24 protein-coding genes are annotated in these 21,725 nt (G+C 69.8%); 13 read left to right on the forward strand and 11 right to left on the reverse strand.

Annotation, left to right across the window (positions count from 1 at the left end):
• Positions 1 to 162: 162 nt before the first annotated feature.
• Both HLB44_RS11700 and HLB44_RS11705 read right to left on the reverse strand, forming a co-directional pair.
• On the reverse strand, positions 163 to 636 hold the full coding sequence (locus tag HLB44_RS11700) for a RidA family protein (protein ID WP_173122748.1): 474 nt from the start codon (positions 634 to 636) through the stop codon (positions 163 to 165).
• A complete protein-coding gene (locus tag HLB44_RS11705; RefSeq protein ID WP_173122749.1) occupies positions 636 to 1,439 on the reverse strand; it encodes an IclR family transcriptional regulator in 804 nt (267 codons plus the stop codon). Before HLB44_RS11705 ends, HLB44_RS11700 begins: the two co-directional genes overlap by 1 nt.
• A gap of 148 nt (positions 1,440 to 1,587) precedes the next feature.
• Here HLB44_RS11705 and HLB44_RS11710 point away from each other — a divergent pair, with 148 nt between their 5' ends.
• The 10 genes from HLB44_RS11710 (at position 1,588) to HLB44_RS11755 (ending at position 10,502) form a co-directional block, all read left to right on the forward strand.
• Positions 1,588 to 2,775 (forward strand): aminotransferase class V-fold PLP-dependent enzyme, encoded by a 1,188-nt coding sequence (locus HLB44_RS11710; protein WP_173122750.1) that lies wholly within the window; start codon positions 1,588 to 1,590, stop codon positions 2,773 to 2,775.
• Between the two features lie 17 nt (positions 2,776 to 2,792).
• A complete protein-coding gene (locus tag HLB44_RS11715) occupies positions 2,793 to 3,701 on the forward strand; it encodes a transporter substrate-binding domain-containing protein (protein WP_173122751.1) in 909 nt (302 codons plus the stop codon).
• Between the two features lie 83 nt (positions 3,702 to 3,784).
• Positions 3,785 to 4,450: an amino acid ABC transporter permease gene (locus tag HLB44_RS11720; RefSeq protein WP_173122752.1), complete on the forward strand. Its 666-nt coding sequence runs from the start codon at positions 3,785 to 3,787 to the stop codon at positions 4,448 to 4,450.
• Positions 4,450 to 5,115, forward strand: a complete 666-nt coding sequence (locus HLB44_RS11725) for an amino acid ABC transporter permease (protein WP_217283616.1) — start codon at positions 4,450 to 4,452, stop codon at positions 5,113 to 5,115. Before HLB44_RS11720 ends, HLB44_RS11725 begins: the two co-directional genes overlap by 1 nt.
• On the forward strand, positions 5,115 to 5,834 hold the full coding sequence (locus HLB44_RS11730) for an amino acid ABC transporter ATP-binding protein (RefSeq protein WP_173122753.1): 720 nt from the start codon (positions 5,115 to 5,117) through the stop codon (positions 5,832 to 5,834). The genes HLB44_RS11725 and HLB44_RS11730 overlap by 1 nt, the downstream gene beginning before the upstream one ends.
• Before the next feature lie 155 nt (positions 5,835 to 5,989).
• Positions 5,990 to 6,355, forward strand: coding sequence for a hypothetical protein (locus tag HLB44_RS11735; RefSeq protein WP_173122754.1), 366 nt, complete (start codon positions 5,990 to 5,992; stop codon positions 6,353 to 6,355).
• 7 nt (positions 6,356 to 6,362) lie between these two features.
• Positions 6,363 to 7,505 (forward strand): LpqB family beta-propeller domain-containing protein, encoded by a 1,143-nt coding sequence (locus tag HLB44_RS11740; RefSeq protein ID WP_173122755.1) that lies wholly within the window; start codon positions 6,363 to 6,365, stop codon positions 7,503 to 7,505.
• Positions 7,502 to 9,307 (forward strand): hypothetical protein, encoded by a 1,806-nt coding sequence (locus HLB44_RS11745; RefSeq protein WP_173122756.1) that lies wholly within the window; start codon positions 7,502 to 7,504, stop codon positions 9,305 to 9,307. Before HLB44_RS11740 ends, HLB44_RS11745 begins: the two co-directional genes overlap by 4 nt.
• Before the next feature lie 38 nt (positions 9,308 to 9,345).
• Positions 9,346 to 9,969, forward strand: coding sequence for a cohesin domain-containing protein (locus HLB44_RS11750; RefSeq protein ID WP_173122757.1), 624 nt, complete (start codon positions 9,346 to 9,348; stop codon positions 9,967 to 9,969).
• Positions 9,970 to 10,040: 71 nt separating this feature from the next.
• Complete coding sequence (locus HLB44_RS11755) at positions 10,041 to 10,502, forward strand: hypothetical protein (RefSeq protein WP_173122758.1); 462 nt, start codon at positions 10,041 to 10,043, stop codon at positions 10,500 to 10,502.
• Here HLB44_RS11755 and HLB44_RS11760 read toward each other — a convergent pair.
• The 4 genes from HLB44_RS11760 to HLB44_RS11775 all read right to left on the reverse strand — a co-directional run bounded on the left by HLB44_RS11760 (position 10,490) and on the right by HLB44_RS11775 (position 13,047).
• Positions 10,490 to 11,266, reverse strand: a complete 777-nt coding sequence (locus tag HLB44_RS11760; RefSeq protein WP_173122759.1) for an alpha/beta fold hydrolase — start codon at positions 11,264 to 11,266, stop codon at positions 10,490 to 10,492. The genes HLB44_RS11755 and HLB44_RS11760 overlap by 13 nt on opposite strands.
• 9 nt (positions 11,267 to 11,275) lie before the next feature.
• Positions 11,276 to 11,908 (reverse strand): TetR/AcrR family transcriptional regulator, encoded by a 633-nt coding sequence (locus HLB44_RS11765; protein WP_173122760.1) that lies wholly within the window; start codon positions 11,906 to 11,908, stop codon positions 11,276 to 11,278.
• 94 nt (positions 11,909 to 12,002) lie between these two features.
• Positions 12,003 to 12,437, reverse strand: coding sequence for a phasin family protein (locus HLB44_RS11770; RefSeq protein WP_173122761.1), 435 nt, complete (start codon positions 12,435 to 12,437; stop codon positions 12,003 to 12,005).
• Positions 12,438 to 12,510: 73 nt separating this feature from the next.
• The gene (locus HLB44_RS11775; protein ID WP_173122762.1) at positions 12,511 to 13,047 is read right to left on the reverse strand and encodes a hypothetical protein; all 537 of its coding nucleotides are present in this window, start codon (positions 13,045 to 13,047) and stop codon (positions 12,511 to 12,513) included.
• A gap of 237 nt (positions 13,048 to 13,284) precedes the next feature.
• On the opposite strand from HLB44_RS11775, the gene HLB44_RS11780 reads away from it, so the two are divergent.
• The 3 genes from HLB44_RS11780 to HLB44_RS11790 all read left to right on the forward strand — a co-directional run bounded on the left by HLB44_RS11780 (position 13,285) and on the right by HLB44_RS11790 (position 17,685).
• Positions 13,285 to 14,412 (forward strand): ABC transporter substrate-binding protein, encoded by a 1,128-nt coding sequence (locus HLB44_RS11780; protein WP_173122763.1) that lies wholly within the window; start codon positions 13,285 to 13,287, stop codon positions 14,410 to 14,412.
• Between the two features lie 363 nt (positions 14,413 to 14,775).
• Positions 14,776 to 16,140 carry a spinster family MFS transporter gene (locus HLB44_RS11785; protein ID WP_173122764.1) on the forward strand — a complete coding sequence of 455 codons (1,365 nt, stop codon included), beginning with the start codon at positions 14,776 to 14,778 and terminating at the stop codon, positions 16,138 to 16,140.
• A gap of 12 nt (positions 16,141 to 16,152) precedes the next feature.
• Positions 16,153 to 17,685: a WS/DGAT/MGAT family O-acyltransferase gene (locus tag HLB44_RS11790; protein WP_173122765.1), complete on the forward strand. Its 1,533-nt coding sequence runs from the start codon at positions 16,153 to 16,155 to the stop codon at positions 17,683 to 17,685.
• Here the strand turns inward: HLB44_RS11790 and HLB44_RS11795 are convergent.
• The 5 genes from HLB44_RS11795 to HLB44_RS11815 all read right to left on the reverse strand — a co-directional run bounded on the left by HLB44_RS11795 (position 17,651) and on the right by HLB44_RS11815 (position 21,712).
• Positions 17,651 to 18,280, reverse strand: coding sequence for a TetR/AcrR family transcriptional regulator (locus tag HLB44_RS11795; RefSeq protein WP_173122766.1), 630 nt, complete (start codon positions 18,278 to 18,280; stop codon positions 17,651 to 17,653). The two genes, HLB44_RS11790 and HLB44_RS11795, sit on opposite strands and share 35 nt — an antisense overlap.
• Positions 18,281 to 18,370: 90 nt before the next feature.
• Complete coding sequence (locus tag HLB44_RS11800) at positions 18,371 to 18,778, reverse strand: PaaI family thioesterase (RefSeq protein WP_173122767.1); 408 nt, start codon at positions 18,776 to 18,778, stop codon at positions 18,371 to 18,373.
• Positions 18,775 to 19,779, reverse strand: a complete 1,005-nt coding sequence (locus tag HLB44_RS11805; protein ID WP_173122768.1) for a tripartite tricarboxylate transporter substrate binding protein — start codon at positions 19,777 to 19,779, stop codon at positions 18,775 to 18,777. Before HLB44_RS11805 ends, HLB44_RS11800 begins: the two co-directional genes overlap by 4 nt.
• A 26-nt stretch (positions 19,780 to 19,805) precedes the next feature.
• Positions 19,806 to 20,192, reverse strand: coding sequence for a PaaI family thioesterase (locus tag HLB44_RS11810; protein ID WP_173122769.1), 387 nt, complete (start codon positions 20,190 to 20,192; stop codon positions 19,806 to 19,808).
• A complete protein-coding gene (locus tag HLB44_RS11815; protein ID WP_173122770.1) occupies positions 20,189 to 21,712 on the reverse strand; it encodes an AMP-binding protein in 1,524 nt (507 codons plus the stop codon). The genes HLB44_RS11810 and HLB44_RS11815 overlap by 4 nt, the downstream gene beginning before the upstream one ends.
• Positions 21,713 to 21,725 lie beyond the last annotated feature (13 nt).

The following is a 21,725-nucleotide window of genomic DNA, read 5'->3' on the forward strand; positions in this document are numbered from 1 at the left end:
CGGGCTTCAAGCCCCGAGGGCGTCCCGGCGAGGGTCTGCCTGACGGGCGCGGTTGGTGACCCCAGCGGCAGTGCCGCTGCCACCTACCGCAAGCGATGCGGGTCGTTCGCGACCCGCATCTCCTTTTTGGCTGTCGTCAGAATCCCTTGCCGGACCCCGCGATCAAGCGTCGGGCGCGTGCGCCGCGACGATCGCCTCGATCTCCACCGTGATGTTGCCCGGCAGCGAGCCCATGCCGACCGCCGAGCGCGCATGGCTGCCGTCCTCCGGGCCGAAGACATCGAGGAACAGGTCGGAGCAGCCGTTGATGACCAGCGGGTGGTCGTTGAAATCGGGCGCGGCGTTGACCATGCCGAGCAGCTTGACGATGCGCTTGACGCGCGCCAGGTCGCCCAGCACCTCGTGCAGCACCGCCAGCAGGTTCATGCCGGCGAGCCGCGCGTGGGCATACGCTTCGTCGAGGCTGACGTCGCGGCCGACCTTGCCGGTGCACAACCGCCCGTCGGCCGTCAGCGGCCCCTGGCCGGACAGGTAGATCAGGCCACCTTCGCGCACGTGGCTGCGGTAGCTGGCCACCGGCCGCGGCGCCGCCGGCAGCACCAGGCCGCGTGCGTGCAGCCGCTGGTAGCGGTCCATCAGGCGGCCCGCGGCTCGGCCACCGTGCGCCAGCCCAGGCGCTGCTCGATGCGCTCGGCAGCGGCCTGCACCGCACGCGCATAACGCTCATGCTGCGCGGCCTTGGCTTCGGGCAACACGATCGAGATCGTGATCTGGCATTCGCCGCGCTCGTTGACCACCGGCGCGGCCAGGCAGGCCACCGACGCATCCGATTCGCCGACCTGCATGCTCAGCCGCTGCTCCAGCGCCGCCGCCGAGGCCTGCGCCAGCTTGCGCGCATCGGTCTCGGCACGGCCGGTGGGCGAGGCCTTGGCATGCTTCGCAAAGTACGCGGCCCGCTTCGCCGGCGGCAGGTGGCCGACCAGCAGCCGGCCCGACGCGGTCCAGTTCGACGGCACGCGCGAGCCGACGCGCGAGGTGACGCGAAAGTGCCCCGGCCCCTCGGCCATCAGCAGCACGACCATCATGCCCTCGTCGCGGCCGCAGATCTGCACCGTCTCCTCGACCTCGCGGCTCAGGCGCTGCATCTCCTCGCCGGCGACGGCGAGCAGGTCGAGCGAGCTGGCGTAGAGCAGACCGTAGCCATAGAGCCGCGGGCCGAGCCAGACGCGCCGGTCGTCGGCGCGCATCAGCAGGCCGCGCTCGACCAGGTCGTCGATGATCGAATACATGGTCGACAGCGGCGCGCCGGCGGTGCGCGCGATGTCGTACGCGGTCATCGGTGCGCCGGTCGCCTGCAACTGGTCGAGCACTTGCAAGGCGCGGTCGAGCGCGCTGACGCGGCTGCGGGGCTGCGGCGCGGGGCCGCCTTTCGTGGGCATCTCGGGACAGCTCCTGCGGCGGCCGTTCAGCCGCCTTGACTTGCCGCGAGCCTACGCTAAGATATTCCGTAATTCAAGTAGCTATTCCATAACTGTGTAATCGCCTCCGCGTCCGACCTCGTCGTCCTCCACCCTCGATCGGCCTGCCATGGACCTGCGCACGCAGCTTGGTTTGCGCCCCGTCATCAACGTGTCGGGCACGATGACATCGCTGGGCGCGTCGATCGCGGTGCCGGCGGCCGTCGAGGCGGCCGCGGCGATCCTGCCGCAGTTCGTCGAGATCGCCGACCTGCAGCGCTGCGCCAGCGCGGCGATCGCCCGCGCCTGCGGGTCCGAGGCCGGCTTCATCACCGCATCGTGCGCCGCCGGCATCACGCTGGCGGTGGCCGGCACGATGACCGGAGACGACCTCGCGGCCATCGAACGCCTGCCCGACTGCAGCGGCCTGAAGCATGCGGTCGTGATGCAGGCCGGCCACCTCGTCAACTACGGCGCGCCGATCGACCAGGCCGTGCGACTCGCGGGCGCCCGCGTCGTGCCGGTGGGCCAGGCGACCGAGGCGCACGGCTACCAGCTCGAAGGCGCCATCGGCCCATCCACCACCGCGGTATTGCACGTGGTCTCGCACCACACGGTGTCGTACGCGCAGATCCCGCTGGTGACGGTGATCGAGGTCGCGCATGCGCGCGGCGTGCCGGTGATCGTCGACGCCGCATCGGAGTACGACCTGCGCGGCTTCATCAGCCGGGGCGCCGACATCGCGCTGTACTCGGCGCACAAGTTCCTCGGTGGGCCGACTGCCGGAATCGTCGCCGGCCGCAAGGCGCTGGTGCGCGCGGCCTATCTGCAGAACCACGGCATCGGCCGTGGCATGAAGGTCGGCAAGGAAGGCATCTACGGCAGCATCGCCGCGCTGCAGGCCTGGGGCGCGCGCGACCACGCCGCCGTGCGCGAATCCGAGCGCGCCTGCCTCTATCTCTGGCGCGATGGCCTGGCCGGGCAGCCCGGCGTGCGCGCGGTGATCGAGCCCGACCCGACCGGCAATCCGCTCGAGCGCCTGCGCATCCACATCGATGCGCGCAGCGCGCACATCACCGCATGGGACTTCGTCGACGCACTCGCCGCCGGCGAGCCGCCGGTGATCGCGCGTGACCACGAGGCCGAGCTCGGCTACTTCGACCTCGACCCCTGCAACCTGCATCCGGGCCAGGAGCGCCTGGTGCTGCAGGCCCTGACCACCGCACTCGAGCGCGCGCGCAGCGAGCGCCGGCCGGCGACGCCGCTGGCCGAACGCCGCCGGCGCCAGATCGCGCAGCGGCTGCGCTGGCCCGATTGATTCAACGGAGGAAGAGCATGGCAAACGGAACCGATGCCCAGCGCCGCGACTGGCTGCGCCTGGGAGCCGCGAGTGTCGGCGGCGCGGCCATCGCGCTGGCCGGAACGCGGCTCGTTGGCGCACAGGGCGGCGGCACCCCCACCGCCGCACCCGCCTCACCCGCCGCCAAGAGCCAGTTGCGCACCGTGCTCGATCGCGGCAAGCTGCTCGTCGGCACCGGCAGCACCAATGCGCCCTGGCACTTCGAGGACGCCAGCGGCAAGCTCACCGGCATGGACATCGCGATGGCGCGCATCCTGGCGAAGGGCTTGTTCGACGACGAGAACAAGGTCGAGTTCGTGCTGCAGGATGCGGCCGCACGCATCCCGAACATCGCCAGCGGCAAGGTCGACATCACGATCCAGTTCATGACGGTCACCGCGCAGCGCGCGCAGCTGGCCGCGTTCTCGCGCCCGTACTACGTCGAGGGCATCGCGTTGCTGTCGCGCAAGGACGCCGCGCGCAAGAGCTTCGATCAGATGCTGAAGGCCGGCGCCGACACCAAGGTCTCGATCCTGCAGAACGCCGACGCCGAGAAGAACATCAAGATGGTGCTGCCGCAGGCCCAGGTGCTGCAGATCGACACCCAGGCCAACGTGATCCAGGCGCTCGATGCCAAGCGCGCCGACGCGGCCGCGGTGGACCTGTCGAACATGGCCTGGCTGGTGCGCAGCAAGCCCGATGTCTACGTCGACGCTGGCAAGCACTGGCAGAGCCAGCTCTACAGCGCGGCCTTGCGGCAGGGGGATCCGGACTGGCTGAACTTCGTGAACACCACCTTCAACGTGGCGATGCACGGCAACGACACCGCGGTCTACGACAAGGCCTTCAAGGAATTCTTCGGCGTCGACCTGCCGGCGCGCGTACCCGGCTTCCCGCCGATCTGATGTCGGCCCCCACGTCGCTTCGCTCCTGCCCCCCAAGGGGGCGCTCAGCCGCCTTGAGGCGGCTCGGCGGCGGTTGAACCGGTTTGCCGTACCACCTTCATTTCGGCTACGTCTGGCAGCACTTCGACCGGCTGTTGTCCGGGCTCGCGCTGAGCCTCGGCATGGCGGCGCTGGCGATCGCGATCGGCGTGACGATCGGGCTGGCGCTGGCGGTGGCGCACGTGTCGGGCGGCCGCGCGACGCGCGCGGCGATCCAGGCCTATGTCGAGATCCTGCGCAACGTACCGCTGCTGCTGCTCGTCTACCTGGTTTTCTACGGCATCCCGACGCAGCTCGACCTGCGCTACGGCGCCACCGCGTCCTTCGTCGCGACGCTGGCGATCTACGCCGGCGCCTACCTGGTCGAGGTCTTCCGCGCCGGCCTGGCCGCCGTGCCCGCTGGGCTGATCGAAGCCGGCAAGGCGATCGGCCTGACGCCGTGGCAGCGGCTGCTGCACGTGCGCCTGCCGACGATGTTGCGCATCTGCCTGCCGGCGCTGGGCAATACCTTCGTCTCGCTGTTCAAGGACACCGCGGTGGCGGCGGTGATCGCGGTGCCCGAGCTGACCTTCGGCGCGCAATGGATCCAGCTCAACAGCTTTCGGGTCGTCGAGGTCTTCCTCGTCATCACGCTGATGTACCTCGGCACCGGCTACGCGATGCTGCGGTTGATGCGGCTGCTCGAGCGGCGCTTCGCGGTGGATCGATGATGAGCCCAGCGCTCGACGCGATGCTGCAGGCGCTGCCCTTTCTGTGGCGCGGCCTGCTGGTCACGCTGGCGGTGTCGGCACTGGTCGTCGTGCTGTCGCTGCTAACAGGCATCATGCTCGGCCTCTTGCGCGTCTACGGCACACCGCCCCTGCAGGCGGCGATCCAGGCCTGCAGCGACATCGTGCGCGGCATTCCGGTGCTGGTGCTGATCTTCTTCGTGTTCTACGGCCTGCCCGCCGCCGGCCTGCACTTCAGCAGCTTCAGCGCCGGCGTGCTGGCGCTGGCGATCTTCTCGACCGCGCAGGTGACCGAGCTCGCACGCGGTGCGCTGCAGTCGATCCACCCGGGCCAGAACGAAGCGGCCAAGGCCATCGGCCTGCGCTTCGGCCAGCGCATGACGGCGGTGATCCTGCCGCAGGCCGCGCGCCGCTTCCTGCCCGGCTGGGTCAACAGCGTCGCCGATGCCGTCAAGGGCAGCGCGCTGGTCTCGCTGATCGGCGTCGTCGACCTGATGCTGGCGATCCAGCAGGTGATCGGCCGCACCTACCAGGCGCTGCCGCTGTACCTGCTCGGCGGCGCGATCTACTTCGCGATCAACTACGGCCTGTCGCTGGCGAGCCGCCATTGCGAGCGGCGGCTGTCGTACTACCAGGCCCGCGAGTGATGGCTGGCGACCCGCCGCTCGTCTCGATCCGCGGCTTGTGCAAGTCCTTCGGCGACGTGCCGGTGCTGCACGAGGTCGGCCTGGCGGTGCAGCGTGGCCAGGTGGTCACGATCATCGGCCCGTCGGGCTCGGGCAAGACCACGCTGCTGCGCTGCATCAACCTGCTCGAGACCTACGACGCAGGCAGCATCACGATCGACGGTGTCGAGGTCGGCTACCGCGACGAAGGCAATCGGCGCGTGCGCCGCAGCGAGCGCGAGCTGGCACCGATCCGCGCCGAGACCGGCATGGTGTTCCAGATGTTCAACCTGTTCCCGCACCTGAGCGCTCTGCAGAACGTGATGCTCGGGCTGGTCAAGGTGCGCCGCATGCCGCGCCCGCAGGCCGAGGCGCTGGCGGCCGGCTGGCTCGAGCGCGTGGGCCTGGGCGACCGGCTGCGGCACCTGCCGTCGCAGCTGTCGGGCGGACAGCAGCAGCGCGTCGGCATCGCGCGCGCGGTGGCCATGGCGCCCAAGCTGCTGCTGCTCGACGAGATCACCTCGGCGCTCGACCCGTCGCTGGTCGACGAGGTGCTGGCCGTCGTGCGCACGCTGGCCGAGGAAGGCCGCACGATGATCCTCGTGACGCACGAGATGGCCTTCGCGCGCAACGTCTCCGATCGCATCGTGCGCATGGCGCAGGGCCGCATCGTCGCCGACGGGCCGCCGGCCAGCGTGTAACGCGCGTCATCTCCCCCGCGACCGGGGGATGTCTGCTCCAGCGAATCGCTGGACACTGCGTAGCACAGGTGATACGGATCTTCACGCTCCGTCGAAGATTCCTGACACGGCACGCCGCACGGGCGGCGGGTCGGTTCCTGTGTGGAGGTCAGGCAATGAAGTCAGCCACTTCCGCGACGACCCCGGCCGCCGCGTCCCGCAAGCCCCTGTCCGCGGCGTTCACCGCGCTGATCCTGGTGGCAGCCTCGTCGATCCAGGCGGCGCCCGCCCTGTCGGGCCCATCGACCTCGCGCGTGGCGCAGGCGACACCCTTCACCGGCAGCGGCTTCGCCCCGAACAGTGCCTTGTCCGTTGCCGTGATCGCGCCCGGCGCGCCGGAGGCGCACTACAGCACCGTCGCCGATGCGCAAGGCACGGTCCGCTACACCCTTTATCCCGCGGTCCCGGGCGCCCACACGCTCCGGGTGCTCAACAGCGCCGGCAAGGTCCTGATCAGCGTCAACGTGCACGCGACGCCGTGAGGTCGCAGTGAGGGCCTTCGGTCCCGCTCGCGCGCACGCCGGCACGGCGCTGCGGCGATTTGCCGAGGCCGTCGCTGCGGCCCTGCTGCTGGCGCACGGCCTGAGCGCTGCCGCGCCCGACGCGGCGCCATTCCTGTTCACGTCGATCCGCAACGACGGCATGCAGATCTTCCTCGGCCGGCCGGAGGGCGGCGAGCCGCTGCAGCTGACCCGCACCGCCGGCGGCAACGACCATCCGCGCTGGTCGCCGGATGCACGCCAGGTGGCCTTCGTGTCCTACCGAGACGGCAATCCCGAGATCTACCTGATGGAGGCCGATGGGTCGAACCAGCGGCCGCTGACGCGCCACCCGGCGCTCGATGCCGGGCCGGCCTGGTCGCCCGATGGCCGGCGCATCGCATTCATCTCCACGCGCAGCAAGCTGCCGCAGGTGTGGGTGATGAACGCCGACGGCGGCGAACCGCGCGCGCTGGCGCCGACCCCCGGCGAACAGGCGGGCGTGCAGTGGTCGCCCGACGGTACGCGGCTCGCATTCCTGGCCGTCAGCAATCGCAAGGCCGATGTGATGGTCGTGCAGGTCGATGGCAGCCGGCTGATCAACCTAACCGCGGCGTCGAAGCCGTCCAACAGCGGCGTCAGCTGGTCGCCGGATGGAAAGCGGCTGGTCTTCACCCGCTTCATGGGCGACACGGTGTCGGACATCGTCACCGTCGCCGCCGATGGTGACGACCTCGTCAACCTGACGAATTCGAAGAGCTTCCTGAACACGCAGGCGCATTGGTCGCCCGACGGCCGGCGCATCGCCTTCCTCAGCACGCGCGACCATCCCGAGGGCACGCGCGCGAACCTCTTCGTGATGAACGCCGACGGCAGCCAGCCCCGCAACGTCGCCGGCGAGCCGGAAATCGAGAACATGGGCCCGGCCTGGTCCGACGATGGCCGGCGGCTCTTTTATGTCGCCGTCCCGTGGGGCAGTTCGCAGATCCTGTCGGTGCGCAGCGATGGCAGCGACCGCCAGCTGTTGTCACGCGGCAAGGCCTTCGACCTCGATCCGCAACCGCATTTCCTGCGCGGCCGCGCGCCCCTGCAGACGGCCGCGCTGCAGCCCCCGACCGAACCCACTTCAACCCAGGCGAAAGGCAAGCCATGACACATCGCCATGCCGCCCGCTTCCCGACGAACTTCCGCTGGTCGGTCACCGCCATCGCGCTGGCGATCGCGTCGACCCTGGCCGGTGCCGCCGGCAAGACGTATACCCTCGATGCCGACTTCGACCTCGGTGTGCTGTCGGGCGTCAACCACAACGCACCGAACAACAACCAGCTGCAGATCAGCGCGGTCGGCACGACCTTCCCGGTCATGTGGATCGCCAACGGCGGCGAGGACACGCTCAGCAAGATCGACACCAATCTCAACAAGGAGATCGGTCGCTACCGGACCTGGTTCGGTCCCTCCGGGCAGCCCGGCTTCGTCAGCCACGTGAACAACCCGTTCGCCGGACCCGCGCCGTCGCGCACGGCGGTCGACCTCGACGGCAACGCCTACGTGGCCAACCGCTGGTTCCAGGGCGACCGCCAGGCCTGGGTGCTGAAGATCCTGGCCGAAGGCAGCATCGACCGCAACGGCAACGGCGTGGTCGACACCTCGACCGACACCGACAACAACGGCCAGATCAGCCTTGCCGAAATGAAGCCGATGGCCGACAACGCGCCGGCCAACAACCGCATCGACGTCGCCGAGCTGCAGGACGAGCGCATCGCCTGGGCGGTGTCGGTGGGACCCAACAACGGTCTCGGCCGGTCGCTGTGCATCGGCACTGACGGCCACCTGTGGGTCGGGCTGTACAACGCGCAGCAGTACTGGAAGATCAGCTCGGTCGACGGCAGCGTGCTGGCCGGTCCGATCGCCGTGAACTGGACCCCGTACGGCTGCCTGGTCGACGGCAACAACGTCTTGTGGAGCGCATCGCTCGCCAACGTGCTGGGCAAGATCACCAATACGCACCTGAATGCAGGGCACGTCGTGTCGTCCTTCATCCACGGCGGCCAGAACTACGGCATCGCGCTCGGGCACGACCGGGTGTTCCTGGGCCTGATCAGCGGCGCCAGCTACACCGAGTTCAACCCGGCCACGAATGCCTTCATCTTCCCGGCCGATATGTCGTTCGCGGCGACCGGGATATCGGTCGATGCGACCGGCGACATCGTCAGCGGCCCGTTCGGCAGCGGCGGCGTCACCAAGTTCCGCTGGAGCACCGACCCGGCGCTCAACGGCAACGTGATCTGGACGCGGCCGAGCCAGATCGGCGGCACCGAGACACGCGGCGTGATCGTCGATTCGAACAACGACGTCTGGCAGGTCTCGCGCACCGGCAACGTGGTGATGAAGTACCGCGGCACCGATGGCCTGCCGCTGGGCGTCTTCCCGGTCGGCAATCACCCCTACACCTACAGCGACGCCACCGGCCTGAGCCAGCGCACGCAGACCAACCCGACCGGCACCTGGACCGTGGTGTTCGACGGCGGCGCCGCAGCGACGCCGTGGGGCAAGATCAACTGGACCGATGCGGTGCCGGCCGGTGCCTCGGTGCAGGTCGAAGCCCGCACGGCCGACACGCAGGCCGCGTTGTCGGGCATGACCTACCAGCCGGTCAGCAAGAACGTGCAGTTCGCGGCCAGCGGACGCTTCATCCAGATCCAGACGCGGCTGAACGCCAACACCAACCGGGACTCGCCGATCCTGTTCGACCTGACGGTCAACAGCCTCGTCACGGTGTGCGACGTCGACGGAGACACCGATGTCGACAGCGCCGACCTGAACCTGATCCGCGCCGCGATCGGCCAGGCGCCCACGGCAAACGACCCGCGTGACGCCAACGCCGACGGCAAGATCACGATCAACGACGTGCGTGCCTGTACGCTGGTGTGCACCCGTGCCGGTTGCGGCCAGTAAGACCCTCAATCCATCGGCTGAGTAACGGAAGGCTCATCATGAAAAAACTCATCGCGTCATGTGGGTTCGTCCTGGGCACCCTCCTCAGCGCTGCGCCGGCCGGGGCGGTGCCGGTTCTGAGCTTCACGCCCTCGAGCACGCACATCAACGTCGGCGATTCGGTGACGATCGACGCCACCGTCAGCGGGCTCGGGGCCGAGATCCTGTCGGCCTACGACCTGAATTTCACGTACGACCCGGCGCTGCTGAACTGGCAGGTGATCACGCAGTTCATTTCACCGTTCAACGTGAATTTCTCGGCGATCTCCGGATTCGACAACGTCGTTCAGGGCGACCTCGGGTTCTTCCTGAATTCGCTCGACACGGATGCGGACCTGGCGGCGAATCAGCCGGACAGCTTCCTGCTCTTCCGCTTCACGCTGCAGGGGATGACCGACGGGGTCACGACCTTCACGCTCGGACCCGACCTCGACTTCGACCGTAACTTCGTGGGCCTGGATGCGCAGACGCTCGACCTGCTGATCGGCACCGCCTGCGTGGCGGTGGGCACCGGCCAGTGCCGGATCGTCCTGCCCGAGCCGCCGGTCTACGCCCTGCTCGGCCTGGCGCTCGCCGCGGCGGCATTGACGCGGACCCGGCGGCGGAGCGCGAGCACCGCCTGAAGGCCGCGCCGCCTGCGGCGTGAGGGGCGGCAGCGCGCGCCGCGCGATCGGCGCGCGCGTACGATCGCCCCATGCCGATCTCGTCCCCTGCCCTGCGGCGCTCGACGCGCCCGCTGCTGCTCGCCCTCGCCGCGCTTTGCGCCGCTTGCGCGACGACCGATTTCCGTCCGGCCGATGGTCGCCGCGAGCTCGTGCAGGGCAAGGGCGGCACGCACGTCGTCGTCGACGGCATGGAGATCTGGGACAGCGACGGGCCGCCGCGGCGCTACGAGGTGGTCGGCCGCATCGACGACCAGCGCTCGAGCGGCGTGCTGCCGATGCTGCGCTGGCAGGAACGCGTGGTGAAGGCGGCGCGCGAAGTCGGCGGCACGGCCCTGGTGCAGCTGAGCCGCGAGTCGCAGTTCGCGGGCTACCACGTGCTCGGCACCGGCGCGGCCACCGAGGCAAATCGCGGCCCCGCGCTGGGGCTGGCCCCGGCCGTGCCGCTGACGCGCCATGCGGCCACGTTCCTGGTGATCCGCTACCGCGACTGAAAAGCGGCCGCGCGCGGATACACCAGCGCGCGCAAGCCCCGCCGTTCGAACGGCTGCCACGCGCCTTCGGGCTGCGCCAGCCGGTCGGCCAAGGCGTGCAACACGACCGGATGCATGCCCAGGCCGACGTGACTGCTGACCACCTCGATGTTCTCGGTGATCGCGCTCTCGCGCTGCACGCTGCAGCGCCACGCGACGATGCCGTCGGAGCGGCTGTAGATCGAGGTCGTCGGCACGGTCGGCTCGGCGATGATGCGCGCGCGCAGCGGCTTGTCGTCGGCGCGGCGGCCGCTGACCAGCTGGTACACGCGCCACGCGCGGTTGGCGCGCGGGTCGCCGGCGATCGGGCTGCCCAGCGTGATCACCTGGCGCACCGCGTCGGGCCGCTCCTTGGCGAGGAAGCGGGCGAACATGCCGCCCAGGCTCCAGCCCACCAGGCTCACCTTGCGTCCGCTGCGCGCGTGCAGCTCGTCGAGCCGTTCGAGCAGCGCGTTGCGGACGTTCCCGCGGGCGCCGAAGTTGCGGCCGAGCCCCCAGCCGTGCACGTCGTGCCCGCGCGAAGCGAGGTAGCGGCGCAGCAGCAGCGATGAACGATCGCTGGCCAGCAGGCCCGGCAGCACCAGCACCGGATGGCCATCGCCGCGCGGCCCGAATTGAAGCCAGGGCCAGGCGGCGAGCGAGGCCGCCAGCTCGGCGCCGGCGCGGGCTTCGAGCAGGAGGTAGATCAGCTTCGGCGGAGCGGACGAGGTGGGGTCTTCGGTCATGGTGTCACTTCATTTCAGGTACTTGGCGCGCAGGTAGTTCAGGTAGTCCTTGGACTCGCCGACGACGTACGGCGACAGCAGCGTCAGCGTGTAGTACGCGGCGAGCGCCGATTCGCTGTAGGCCTGCGCCGGCTGCCGCGGCGTCATGCGTGCGAACGAGAACCAGCACGAGGTCGAGAAGACGATCTGCAACGCGAGCATCTCGACATCCTCGGCGGTCGCCGCGATCACGCCGGCTTCGGCCAGCCCCGCGCACAGGCTGCGCGCGGCCAGCAGGTTGCGCGCGGTCAGGGCCTGCGTCGCCGTCTCGAGCTCGGGAAACTCGTTCAGCAGCACCTCGATGTCGCGGTAGATGAAGCGGTACTCGGCGATCGCCTCGAAGGTCAGGTGCAGCGACAGCCACAGGTCGTCAAGCGCGGTGACCGTGGCACTGGCATCGATGCACGGCGCGAAGCGTTCCTCGAAGCGGCGGAACAGCCACGTGACGATCAGCTGCTTGGTGCGGAAGTGGTAGTGCAGGTTGCCCGGGCTCATGCCGAGCTCGGCGGCGATGCGGTGCGTCGACACGCTGGCCAGGCCCTCCCGGTTGAAGAGGTCGAGGCTGGCGTCGAGGATGCGGTCGCGCGTCTTCGGGGCGGTCACGCTGCTTGGCGGCGGTCAGTCGGCGCCGGGCCGTTCCCAAGCCGACTGAGCGCCCCTCGGGGGCCGCGAACGAAGTGAGCTGGGGGCTGACATTTCAGGCCTTCGGCGTGCTGCGGCGCGGGGCGCGTTTCTTCTTGGCCGGCGCCGTAGTCGCCGCTGCGGGCGCCTCGATGCGCTGCAGGTGCTGGTTGATCGCTTCCAGCTGCCGCACCAGGTTGGCCAGTGCCTCGGGCGACGGGACGCCCAGGCGCTCGAGCGAGCGTGCGACACGCTGGTCGAAGACGGCCTCGAACTTGTGCAGCCCGAGCGCTTCGCGACTCTCGGGCCTCAGCTTCTCGACGCCGTTGATCACCGCATGCGAGGCATCGATGCCGAGCAGCGCTTCGAAGACCCGGCTCTGGCGCAGCACGACGTCGTCGCGCACGTCGCCCAGCGCCTTCAGGCCGGCGCGCAGCAGGCCCTTGGCGCCGCCGACGGCTTCTTCCTTGCCGGCGCTGGGCGGCTTGGCCTTGTTCGCTTTGCTTGCCATGCCGATCACCTTTCGCACACCGCATCGAGGAACCGGCCCCGCGGTGCCGCGGAGCCGGCCAGGGAGCGCCGGATTATGCGGCGCGGCGGGCGCTGCGCTGAACGCGCTTCTTGGCCGTCTTGGCCGGGGCGGCGACGGCGACGTCGGTGTCACCGGCGACGGTTTCCGACAGGCGCTTGCTGCCCTGCACCAGGCGGTTGGCGATCTCGAGCGAGACGTGGGCCACCGGCAGCGCCAGCGTGCCGACGGTGCCGAGCACCGACGTGTTCAGCGCCGACTCGATGCCGGCGGTGGTGCCCGAGACACGCTCGATGCCGCCCTTGACGCCGTCCGCGAGGCGGTCGATCGCGATGTCGGCACCGGTCGTGCCGAGCGCGACGCCGTTGGCCACGAAGCCGGTCAGGCGCTGCTGCGCATCGATCAGGCTGGCCTTGGCGGCGCCATTGAACAGCGGCAGCGAACGGGCGTTGACCACGTCGGCGAAACGCTGGTTCACGCCGGCCACGACGCGCGCGGTGCCCGTGCGGTAGGCGTGCACCAGCTGCTTGCCGACCTGGTTGTACTGGCCGACGACATGGATGGCGACGGTGGTGAAGGTTTGGGGGGTCATGGTGAAACTCCTGAGCGGTTGGTTGGATTGGAGGGGACAGGACCGATCATGGGTGGCGTTGGCTGGGCAAGAAAAGCTAGAAGCGTTCGATAGTTAGGCCAATTGGCCTAGCGCACACGGCGCTTCGCAGACTGCGCAGAACCTGACAAACCCGCCGCGGAATCGGGTCGCCCGGCTCATGCCGCGGCGCGAACAACCGATAAAAGGTCGTCCGCCGCAACTAGCTGAAGGTTCGCCATGAAACGTCGTGACGCGATTGCGCATGTGGGTGCCGCTGCCGCAGCATTTGCGCTGCCGGCTTGGGCCAACGCCCCCCGCATCGTGCTCGGCCAATCCGCGGCCTTCTCCGGCCCGGCCACCGCCCTGGGCGAGCAGTTCCGCAAGGGCGCCCACCTGCTGTTCGACCGGGTCAACGCGCGCGGCGGGGTCGGCGGGAGGGCGATCGAGCTGAAGAGCCTCGACGATGGCTACGAGCCGGACCGCTGTGCCGCCAACACCCGCCAGCTGATCGACAGCGGCGTCTTCGCGCTGTTCGGCTATATCGGCACCCCCACCAGCCTGGCGGCCCTGCCGCTGGCCACGGCGGCCAAGGTGCCGTTCCTCGCGCCGTTCACCGGCGCCGAGGCGCTGCGCTCGCCGTTCAACCGCTATGCGCTGCACATGCGCGCTTCGTACTTCGACGAAACGGCGGAAATCGTCAAACAGCTCACTTCCGTGGGTGTCAAACGCATCGGCGTCTTCTACCAGAACGACAGCTACGGCAAAGCCGGGCTGGAAGGCGTGACCCGGGCGCTCGCGCCCCTCGGGCACGCACCCGCCGGCCTGGGCACCGTCGAACGCAACACGGTGGACGTCGACGCCGCAGTGAAAACCATCCTCGCCGGCCGGCCCGACGCCATCGTCCAGATCAGCGCCTACCGGTCGTGCGCGGCCTTCATCCGAGCGGCCCGCAAGGCGGGTTTCGGCGGAACGTTTTACAACGTCTCGTTCGTGGGCACGCTGGCGCTGGCCAAGGAACTGGGGACCGATGCGCGGGGTGTCGTGGTCAGCCAGGTGATGCCGTTTGCCTTCACCGCATCCACGCCGCTGGCCGACGAATACCTGGCCGCGGGCAAGGCCGCGGAAGGCGACACGTTCCAGCCCAACTACAGCAGCATCGAGGGTTACGTGGCTGCCAAGGCCGTGGTCGAGGGCCTGCGTCGTGCCGGCAACACCCCCACGCCGGAAGGCTTGATCAACGGCCTGGAATCGCTGCGTGAATTCAACCTGGGCGGCTTCTTTCTCGACTTTGGTCCGCAAAAGCATGCCGGTTCGAAGTTTGTCGAGCTGGTCATCCTGACAGCGGACGGGCGGGTTCGTCGCTAGTCCGGGCAGGATCGGCATCGGCACCGCGTCGGCGCCATCGTGGCGCACCGGCCTGGACCAGGCCGGCTGACGAAAGGCCGGTTCACCGGTACGGCGCTCGAAATTTAGGCCAGATGGCCTAGATCCGGCCATATCCGAACAGCTCGACGCCATTTGCCCCGTGCGCGGCCCGTCGCTTGGCCCTGACGCCGGGGCCTGGCAACGGCAACGCGCTGCCGCGCAAACCGAACCCGCTGCACCGGCAGCCCACCTACATTGAGCGCACTTCTTCACCAGAAGATTCCTGCGCAATGCTCGTCGTCCGATGACAAGAAGAGCTCGCGCTGCGCTCTCCAACTTCCCGTCACCGAGACAAGACAAGCCATGAACGCAAGTACCCGGACCGGCGTGCGCTACACGCTGCTGATGCTGTTTCTGATCAACTTCCTGAACTTCTTCGACCGCACGATTCCTGCGGTCGTGCTCGAGCCGCTGCGCCTGGAGTTCGGCCTGACCGACACGATGCTCGGCCTGCTGGGCACCGCGTTCACGCTGGTCTATGCGCTGGCCGGGCTGCCGCTGGGGCGCCTGTCGGATCGGTTCAAGCGCACGCGCATCCTCGGCGCCGGCGTCTTCGTCTGGAGCGTTTTCACCGCCGCGTCGGGCATGGCCTGGAACTTCGTCTCGTTCTTCCTGATCCGCCTCGGCGTGGGCATCGGCGAGGCGAGCTGCGCGCCGGCCGCCAACTCGATGATCGGCGACATGTACCCGTCGAAGCAGCGCGCCCGCGCACTGGGCCTGTTCATGCTCGGCCTGCCGCTGGGCAGCCTGGCCTGCTTCGCGCTCGTCGGCTGGCTGGCGCAGAACCACGGCTGGCGCGTGCCCTTCATCGTCGCCGCCGTGCCCGGCCTGATCATCGCCGTGCTGGCGCTGACGCTGCGTGAGCCGGTGCGCGGCTCGCAGGAGAGCTATGCCATCGACACGCAGACGCCGATCGACCGCCCGTATCGCCGCGTGATGGCGATCCCGACGCTGTGGTGGATCATCCTGTCGGGTGCCGCCGTCAACTTCGCCGCCTACGCGATGGGCAACTTCCTGCCCGCGCTGATGATTCGTTATCACCACGTCAACGTGGCGCAGGCCGGCCTGGTGGCGGCGGTGGTGCTCGGCGTCACCGGCCTGCTCGGCCTGACCGTCGGCGGCTGGCTCGCCGACAAGATCCACGCCCTGTTCCCGCGTGGCCGCCTGATGATGGGTGCGGTGTGCCTGCTGCTGGCCGCCCCGCTGCTGTTCATGGGCCTGACGCGCCCGGCCGGCGACGTGCTCAACACCACCGTGCTGCTGTCGGCGGGCTGGCTGCTGTACTTCATGTACTTCGTCACCGTCTACGCCTCGGTGCAGGACGTCGTCGAGCCGCGCCTGCGTGCCACCGCGATGGCCGTGTACTTCTTCTTCCAGTACGTGCTCGGCGCCGGCTTCGGCACCGTGGTGACCGGCGCGCTGTCGGACTTCTACGGCAAGCAGGCGATGAACGCCGCCGGCGCCACGCAGATGAGCGATGCCTTCCGTGCGATCGGCCTGCAGTCGTCGATGAGCGTGGTGGTGCCGATCGCCATCGCCATCACCGGCATCGCGCTGTGGTTCGCTGCGCGCAGCTTCGTGCGGGACGCCGCGCGTGCCGGCGGCAACGCGGCGCCGCTGGCCGCCCCGGCCGTGCCGTCCGTGAGTCTGGCCGCTGCCAAGGCCTGAAGGAGCACCGCGATGAAACACCTCAGCGGCATGGATGCGTCCTTCCTGCACCTCGAGACGCCCGAGATGCCGATGCATGTCGGCAGCCTGCAGATCCTGGACCTGCCCGAAGGGCATGACGGCGACTACTACGAGGACGTCAAGCGCTACATGGCCGAGCGCATGCACCTGGCCGAGGTGTTCCAGCGCAAGCTGGCGCTGATGCCCTTCGAGCTGGCCAACCCGGTCTGGGTCGACGACGAGGACGTCGACCTCGACTACCACGTGCGCCACGTGATCCTGCCGCGCCCGGGCACCTGGGAGCAGCTGGAGAAGTACGTCGCGCGGCTGCATTCGAGCCTGCTCGACCGCAGCCGGCCGCTGTGGGAGATCTACGTCATCGAGGGCCTGCACACCGGCCAGGTGGCGCTGTACAACAAGATGCACCACTCGACGATCGACGGCGCGGCCGGCGTCGCGGTGATCAAGGCACTGCTCGGCACCAGCGCGGTGCCGGCGCCGATCAAGCCGCCGCGCCCGCGGCCGCGCACCAACCAGTACCAGCTCGGCATCGCCGAGCTGGCGGCCGCGGCGGTGGTCAACACCGCGCTGCAGTACGGCAAGCTCTTCAAGGCGCTGCCGGCCGGCGCCAAGGCACTTGGCAGCCTGCTGCTGCCGCAGCCCGACGACAGCGGCAAGCGGCTGTTCAGGTGGCCGAAGGGCTGGCGCCGCATCGGCAGGACGCCGCTCAACGTGGCGATCACCAACCAGCGTTCGTTCGCCGCGCGCTCGATGCCGCTGGACGACATCAAGCGCATCGCCCGAGCCAGCGGCAGCAGCGTCAACGATGTCGTGCTGGCGCTCGGCGCCGGGGCCTTGAAGCGTTATTTCGCCGACTACCGCTTCACGCCGCAGCAGCCGCTGGTGGCCGCGGTGCCGGTGTCGCTGCGCGAGGCCGGCAACACCGACCCGAACAACCAAGTGTCGATGATGCGCGTCGGCCTGGCCACCGACATCGACGATCCGGTCGCCCGCCTGGCGGCCATCAACGCGTCGGCCAAGTCGGCCAAGCAGTTCACCGGCCGCATCCGTGCCGCGATCCCGACCGACTTTCCGTCGCCGGGCGTGCCGTGGCTGATGGGCGGCTTCGCGCTGCTGTACGGCCGCTCGGGCCTGGCGAACCGCCTGCCGCCGCTGGCCAATGTCGCGATCTCCAACGTGCCGGGGCCGCAGGTGCCGCTGTACATCGCCGGCGCGCGGGTCGCGGCCTACTATCCCGTGTCGATCCCGACGCACGGCATCGCGCTGAACATGACGGTGCAGAGCTACAACGGCGCGCTCGAGGTCGGCCTCACCGCCTGCCGCCGCGCGATGCCCGATGTCGCCGACCTGGCCGACTACATCGTCGACGAGCAGCGCAAGCTGCTGGCGCTGGTGGAAAGCCAGGCCTCGGCGGCGGCCGCGCTGAGCGTCGCGATGGCGCCGCTGCCGAAAGCCCGCCGCGCGGCGCGCACTGCCGTCAAGCGCAGCGTCAAGACGGCAGCGCGGGCGGCGGCGGTTCAGTGAGCGCGGTCGCGCAGATGGCCTGCATCTGCGCGATCCAGCGCTCGGCCGCGAACACCGGCTGCGCGCGCAGGAGATAGCGCCGGCCGCCCCAGGCGGCGACGAACAGCGTCTCGATGCGTGCGTCGTCGGCCCGGCAGCCGGCGCTGGCGAGCGCGTTGCGCCAGGCTGCCAGCATCACGTCGTAGACGCGGCGGTGGTCCTTGCGCACCACGATCTCGTGCTCCATGTCGATCATCTCGGCGTCGAAGCCCGGCAGGCCTTCGGCGCGCGGGTCGCACAGCAGGCGCACCGCGCGCTCGACGGTCATCGGCCGCTGGTTCAACGCGATGAGCAGGCTCTCGATCGCATGGCGCACGTAACCCGCGAGCAGCGCGTGCTTGTTCGGGAAGTACTCGTAAAGCGTGCCCACGGAAATGCCGGTCTCCAGGGCCACCGCACGCGTCGTCACGCGGGACCAGCCGTCACGCTGCCAGAGCCGGACGAACGCGTCGTAGATCGCCTGCACCGTGAACTTGGCGCGCGCCTGCGCCGGGCGCTTCAAGGGTTTGCGGCGTTCGGGCAGGGCGGACGCACTCTGAAGACCGCGTGCGTGCATGGCAAGACCTCCTGTGGAAACGAACTCTGCCCTGAACGGCAGCCGTTCGCCCACGGGCAAGACCCGCATTGCACCACGCCCGGCAAGTTCTCAAGGACTCCGGTAGCGAAACGTCCCCATGGCCCGCGCGACGAGCTCGCCATCCGCGTCGCGCGCCTCGGCCTCGCAGAAACAGACCGACTTGCCACCACCGCTGGTGCGGGCGCGGGCACTGATCTGCCCGGTCGCCGCCCGCATGAAGGCCACGTGCATGTCGATCGTGACGACCTCGCGCGTGAAGCCGATGCGGCTCAGCGCCGCATTGGCCATCGCGTTGTCGAGCAGCGTCATCACGACGCCGCCGTGGCCGCCGCCGTGGTTGTTCAGCAGCTCCGGCTTCAGCTCGATCACCACCTCCGCCTCGCCGCCCTCGGCATGCTGCCGGCGTGCGCCGAGCAGCACCAGGAAGGGTACGTGGCGCTCGCCGGCCGGCGGCACCGTCGTCGTCGTCGCGCTCATTCGGCCTTGAACCCGCTCTCGGCCAGCAGGATGCGCTCACGCGCCTGCTGGGCCACGGCATAGGCGCGGTAGGCGGCGCCGGTCATCGGCTTCGACACGTAGTCGAATTCGTCGAGCATGCGCTGGTACTCGGCATCACCGGCGGCCTTCGCGAAGGCCGCGTGCAGCCGCGCGGCGACTGCGGCATCGAGCCCCTTCGGCGCCACCAGCCCGATCGGCGACTCGATCACCAGGTCGTGGCCCAGCTCGCGCAGCGTCGGCACCTGCGGCCAGCGCTTCAGGCGCTGCTCGGTGAAGCTGGCCAGCAGCCGCACCTTGCCCGACGTGGCCATCGCGCCGAAACCCGGATCGCCGTAGACGTCGAGGTGGCGGCCGAGCAGCGCCTGGAAGGCCTCGCTGCCGCCCTTGAACGGGATCATGTTGAAGCCGACGCCGGCCGATTTCGCCAGCCGCTCGCCGAAGATCCGGTTGACGCTGATCGCGCCGACGTTGCCCCAGCTGATCTGCCCCGGCCGCGCCTTCGCATCGGCCAGCAACTCGGCCAGCGTCTTCCACGGCGCGTCGGCGGCGACGACGATGCCGGTGGTCAGGCCGGCCAGCCCGATCAGGTAGCTGAAGTCGGCGATTGGATCCCACGCCGTCTTCATCAGCAGCGGCTGGCGGATCACCGAGTTGTGCATCAGCGCGATCGTGTGGCCGTCGGCCTCGGTGCCGGTCGCGATGCTCGCGGTGCCGGTGACGCCACCGCCGCCCGGCTTGTGCAGCAGCACGATCGGCTGGCCGAGCTCCTTCGCGGCGGCATGGCTCAAGGCGCGCAGGATCGGGTCGAACGAGCCGCCGGGCGGGAACGGCAGCACCAGCGTGATCGGCTTGCTCGGAAAGCCCTGCGCGCGGGCAAGGCGGGGCAGCGCGAGCGCGGCGAGGCCGGCGCCGCAGCCCAGCAGCGCGAGGCGGCGCGCGGCATCGACCGAACGTGGTGAGCTTGGCTTGATCGTCTTCATGCGAGTGTCTCCTGAAGGGCGCCGCATCAGCGATGCGGCAGGTACTTGAAGGTGCCGTGCGCCTGCGCGACGAGCGCGTCCTGCGCGTCGAACACACGGGCACGGCACAGCGCGATGCCCTCGTCGACGCCGATCAGCTCGCCGTCGACGTGAAGCGTGCCGCGGCCCGGCTGCAGGAACTGGCAGTTCATGTCCAAGGTCACCGCGGTCATCGAGAAATTCACGTGCGACACGGCCGCACTGGCCATCGCCACGTCGAGCAGCGTCGCGACGACGCCGCCGTGCGTCGTCTGCACCATGTTCTGCAGCTCCGCTTTCGGTGCCAGCACGAAACGTGAGCGGCCAGCCTCGGAGAACTCGCGCTCGAGGCCGATCAGCCGCGTGAACGGCACGGCGGAAAAAGGCAGCGTCATGTGTTGAAGGCCTGGCGCAGCTGCGCTTTCAGCACCTTGCCGGCGGCCGACAGCGGCAGCGCATCGACGACGCTGATGCCGCGCGGGCACTTGTAGCCGGCCAGCCGCTCGCGGCAGTGCATGACCAGGGCCTCGTGCAATGCCGGTGCAGCGCCATCGGACGCCGGACCGCGCAGCACGATGACCGCATGCACCGCCTCGCCCCAGCGCACGTCGGGCACGCCGATCACCGCCGCGTCGGCCACGGCCGGGTGGCTGCGCAGGGCGGCCTCGACCTCGGCCGGGTAGACGTTCTCGCCGCCCGAGATGATCATGTCCTTCAGCCGGTCGGCGATGAAGAGGTACCCCTCGGCGTCCATGCGCCCGCCGTCGCCGGTGTGGAACCAGCCGTCGCGCAGCGCTTCGGCGCTCGCCGCGGGCTGGTTCCAGTAGCCCGGCATCACCATCGGCCCGCGCACGATGATCTCGCCGACCTGCCCGCGCGGCACGTCGACGCCGTGCTCGTCGACGATGCGGATCTCGGCGCCGAGCCCGGCGCGGCCGACCGATGCGAGCCGCCCGGCAGCATGGGCTGGCAGCCGGTGGTTCTCCGGCAGATTGATGCACACCGCGCCGGCGGTCTCGGTCAGGCCGTAGGCCTGGAAGAACTCGGCCTGCGGGCAGGCGGCGAGCGCGCGCGCCAGCAGGTCCGGCGGCATCGGCGCGGCGCCGAAGGCGATGCGGCGCAGGCTCTTCACGCGCTCGGGCCGGAACCCCGGCGTTTCGAGCAGCGACTGCAGCATGCTCGGCACGACGATCAGGTCGTTGATGCCGTTGGCCTCGATCGCGTCGAGCACCGTCTCGGGCCGGAACTGCGGCAGCGTCAGGCAGCTGCCGCCGACGATGCTCTGGCCGATCAGGCGCCCCAAGCCCGCGACATGGAACAGCGGCGCGACCAGCAGCGTCACGTGCTCCGGCGAGTTGTTCAGCTCGGCGCCGCGCGTCATCGACGCGGACCAGAAGTTGGCGTGCGTCAGCATCACGCCCTTGGCGCGGCCGGTGGTGCCGCCGGTGTAGAGGATGCAAGCGAGCGCATCGCCGCCGGTGCGCGTGTCGGCGATCGGTTCCAGCGCCGCGGCGCGCGCCGCCAGCTCGTCGGCCGACCAGACCTCGCAGGCCGCGCGCAGCTCGGCCGCCGCGGCGGCCTGCGACGCATCGGCCAGCAGCAGCCGCGCACCGCAGTCGGCGAGCGCATGGCGCAGCTCGGGCACGCTCCAGCGCAGGTTCAGCGGGCAGGCCACTGCCCCCAGCCACCAGCAGGCGAAGAGCTGCACGATCAGCGCATCGTTGTTCGGCGACAGCATCGCCACGCGGTCGCCGGCGCGCACGCCGTGCGCGGCCAGCGCAGCGGCCTGACGCGCGATCGACGCGGCCATCTGCGCGAACGAGTGCGCACGGTCCGCGCCGGCGCCGAGGTGGCGCAGCGCGAGCTTGCTCGGGTGGCGCTGCAGCGCACGCTGCAGTCCTTGGGTCAGGTACATGAATCGCGTCCCC

Source organism: Pseudaquabacterium terrae (assembly GCF_013266755.1).
Classification (GTDB): domain Bacteria; phylum Pseudomonadota; class Gammaproteobacteria; order Burkholderiales; family Burkholderiaceae_C; genus Pseudaquabacterium; species Pseudaquabacterium terrae.

Excerpts from the sequence above, each read along its gene's own strand:
- HLB44_RS11755 (WP_173122758.1), top strand. The coding sequence starts at position 10,041 with ATGCCGATCTCGTCCCCTGCCCTGCGGCGCTCGACGCGCCCGCTGCTG.
- HLB44_RS11735 (WP_173122754.1), top strand. The coding sequence starts at position 5,990 with ATGAAGTCAGCCACTTCCGCGACGACCCCGGCCGCCGCGTCCCGCAAG.
- HLB44_RS11790 (WP_173122765.1), top strand. The coding sequence starts at position 16,153 with ATGAAACACCTCAGCGGCATGGATGCGTCCTTCCTGCACCTCGAGACG.
- HLB44_RS11760 (WP_173122759.1), bottom strand. The coding sequence starts at position 11,266 with ATGACCGAAGACCCCACCTCGTCCGCTCCGCCGAAGCTGATCTACCTC.
- HLB44_RS11800 (WP_173122767.1), bottom strand. The coding sequence starts at position 18,778 with ATGAGCGCGACGACGACGACGGTGCCGCCGGCCGGCGAGCGCCACGTA.
- HLB44_RS11730 (WP_173122753.1), top strand. The coding sequence starts at position 5,115 with ATGGCTGGCGACCCGCCGCTCGTCTCGATCCGCGGCTTGTGCAAGTCC.
- HLB44_RS11810 (WP_173122769.1), bottom strand. The coding sequence starts at position 20,192 with ATGACGCTGCCTTTTTCCGCCGTGCCGTTCACGCGGCTGATCGGCCTC.
- HLB44_RS11775 (WP_173122762.1), bottom strand. The coding sequence starts at position 13,047 with ATGACCCCCCAAACCTTCACCACCGTCGCCATCCATGTCGTCGGCCAG.
- HLB44_RS11770 (WP_173122761.1), bottom strand. The coding sequence starts at position 12,437 with ATGGCAAGCAAAGCGAACAAGGCCAAGCCGCCCAGCGCCGGCAAGGAA.
- HLB44_RS11785 (WP_173122764.1), top strand. The coding sequence starts at position 14,776 with ATGAACGCAAGTACCCGGACCGGCGTGCGCTACACGCTGCTGATGCTG.
- HLB44_RS11705 (WP_173122749.1), bottom strand. The coding sequence starts at position 1,439 with ATGCCCACGAAAGGCGGCCCCGCGCCGCAGCCCCGCAGCCGCGTCAGC.
- HLB44_RS11745 (WP_173122756.1), top strand. The coding sequence starts at position 7,502 with ATGACACATCGCCATGCCGCCCGCTTCCCGACGAACTTCCGCTGGTCG.
- HLB44_RS11805 (WP_173122768.1), bottom strand. The coding sequence starts at position 19,779 with ATGAAGACGATCAAGCCAAGCTCACCACGTTCGGTCGATGCCGCGCGC.
- HLB44_RS11780 (WP_173122763.1), top strand. The coding sequence starts at position 13,285 with ATGAAACGTCGTGACGCGATTGCGCATGTGGGTGCCGCTGCCGCAGCA.
- HLB44_RS11750 (WP_173122757.1), top strand. The coding sequence starts at position 9,346 with ATGAAAAAACTCATCGCGTCATGTGGGTTCGTCCTGGGCACCCTCCTC.
- HLB44_RS11815 (WP_173122770.1), bottom strand. The coding sequence starts at position 21,712 with ATGTACCTGACCCAAGGACTGCAGCGTGCGCTGCAGCGCCACCCGAGC.
- HLB44_RS11715 (WP_173122751.1), top strand. The coding sequence starts at position 2,793 with ATGGCAAACGGAACCGATGCCCAGCGCCGCGACTGGCTGCGCCTGGGA.
- HLB44_RS11725 (WP_217283616.1), top strand. The coding sequence starts at position 4,450 with ATGAGCCCAGCGCTCGACGCGATGCTGCAGGCGCTGCCCTTTCTGTGG.
- HLB44_RS11710 (WP_173122750.1), top strand. The coding sequence starts at position 1,588 with ATGGACCTGCGCACGCAGCTTGGTTTGCGCCCCGTCATCAACGTGTCG.
- HLB44_RS11795 (WP_173122766.1), bottom strand. The coding sequence starts at position 18,280 with ATGCACGCACGCGGTCTTCAGAGTGCGTCCGCCCTGCCCGAACGCCGC.
- HLB44_RS11700 (WP_173122748.1), bottom strand. The coding sequence starts at position 636 with ATGGACCGCTACCAGCGGCTGCACGCACGCGGCCTGGTGCTGCCGGCG.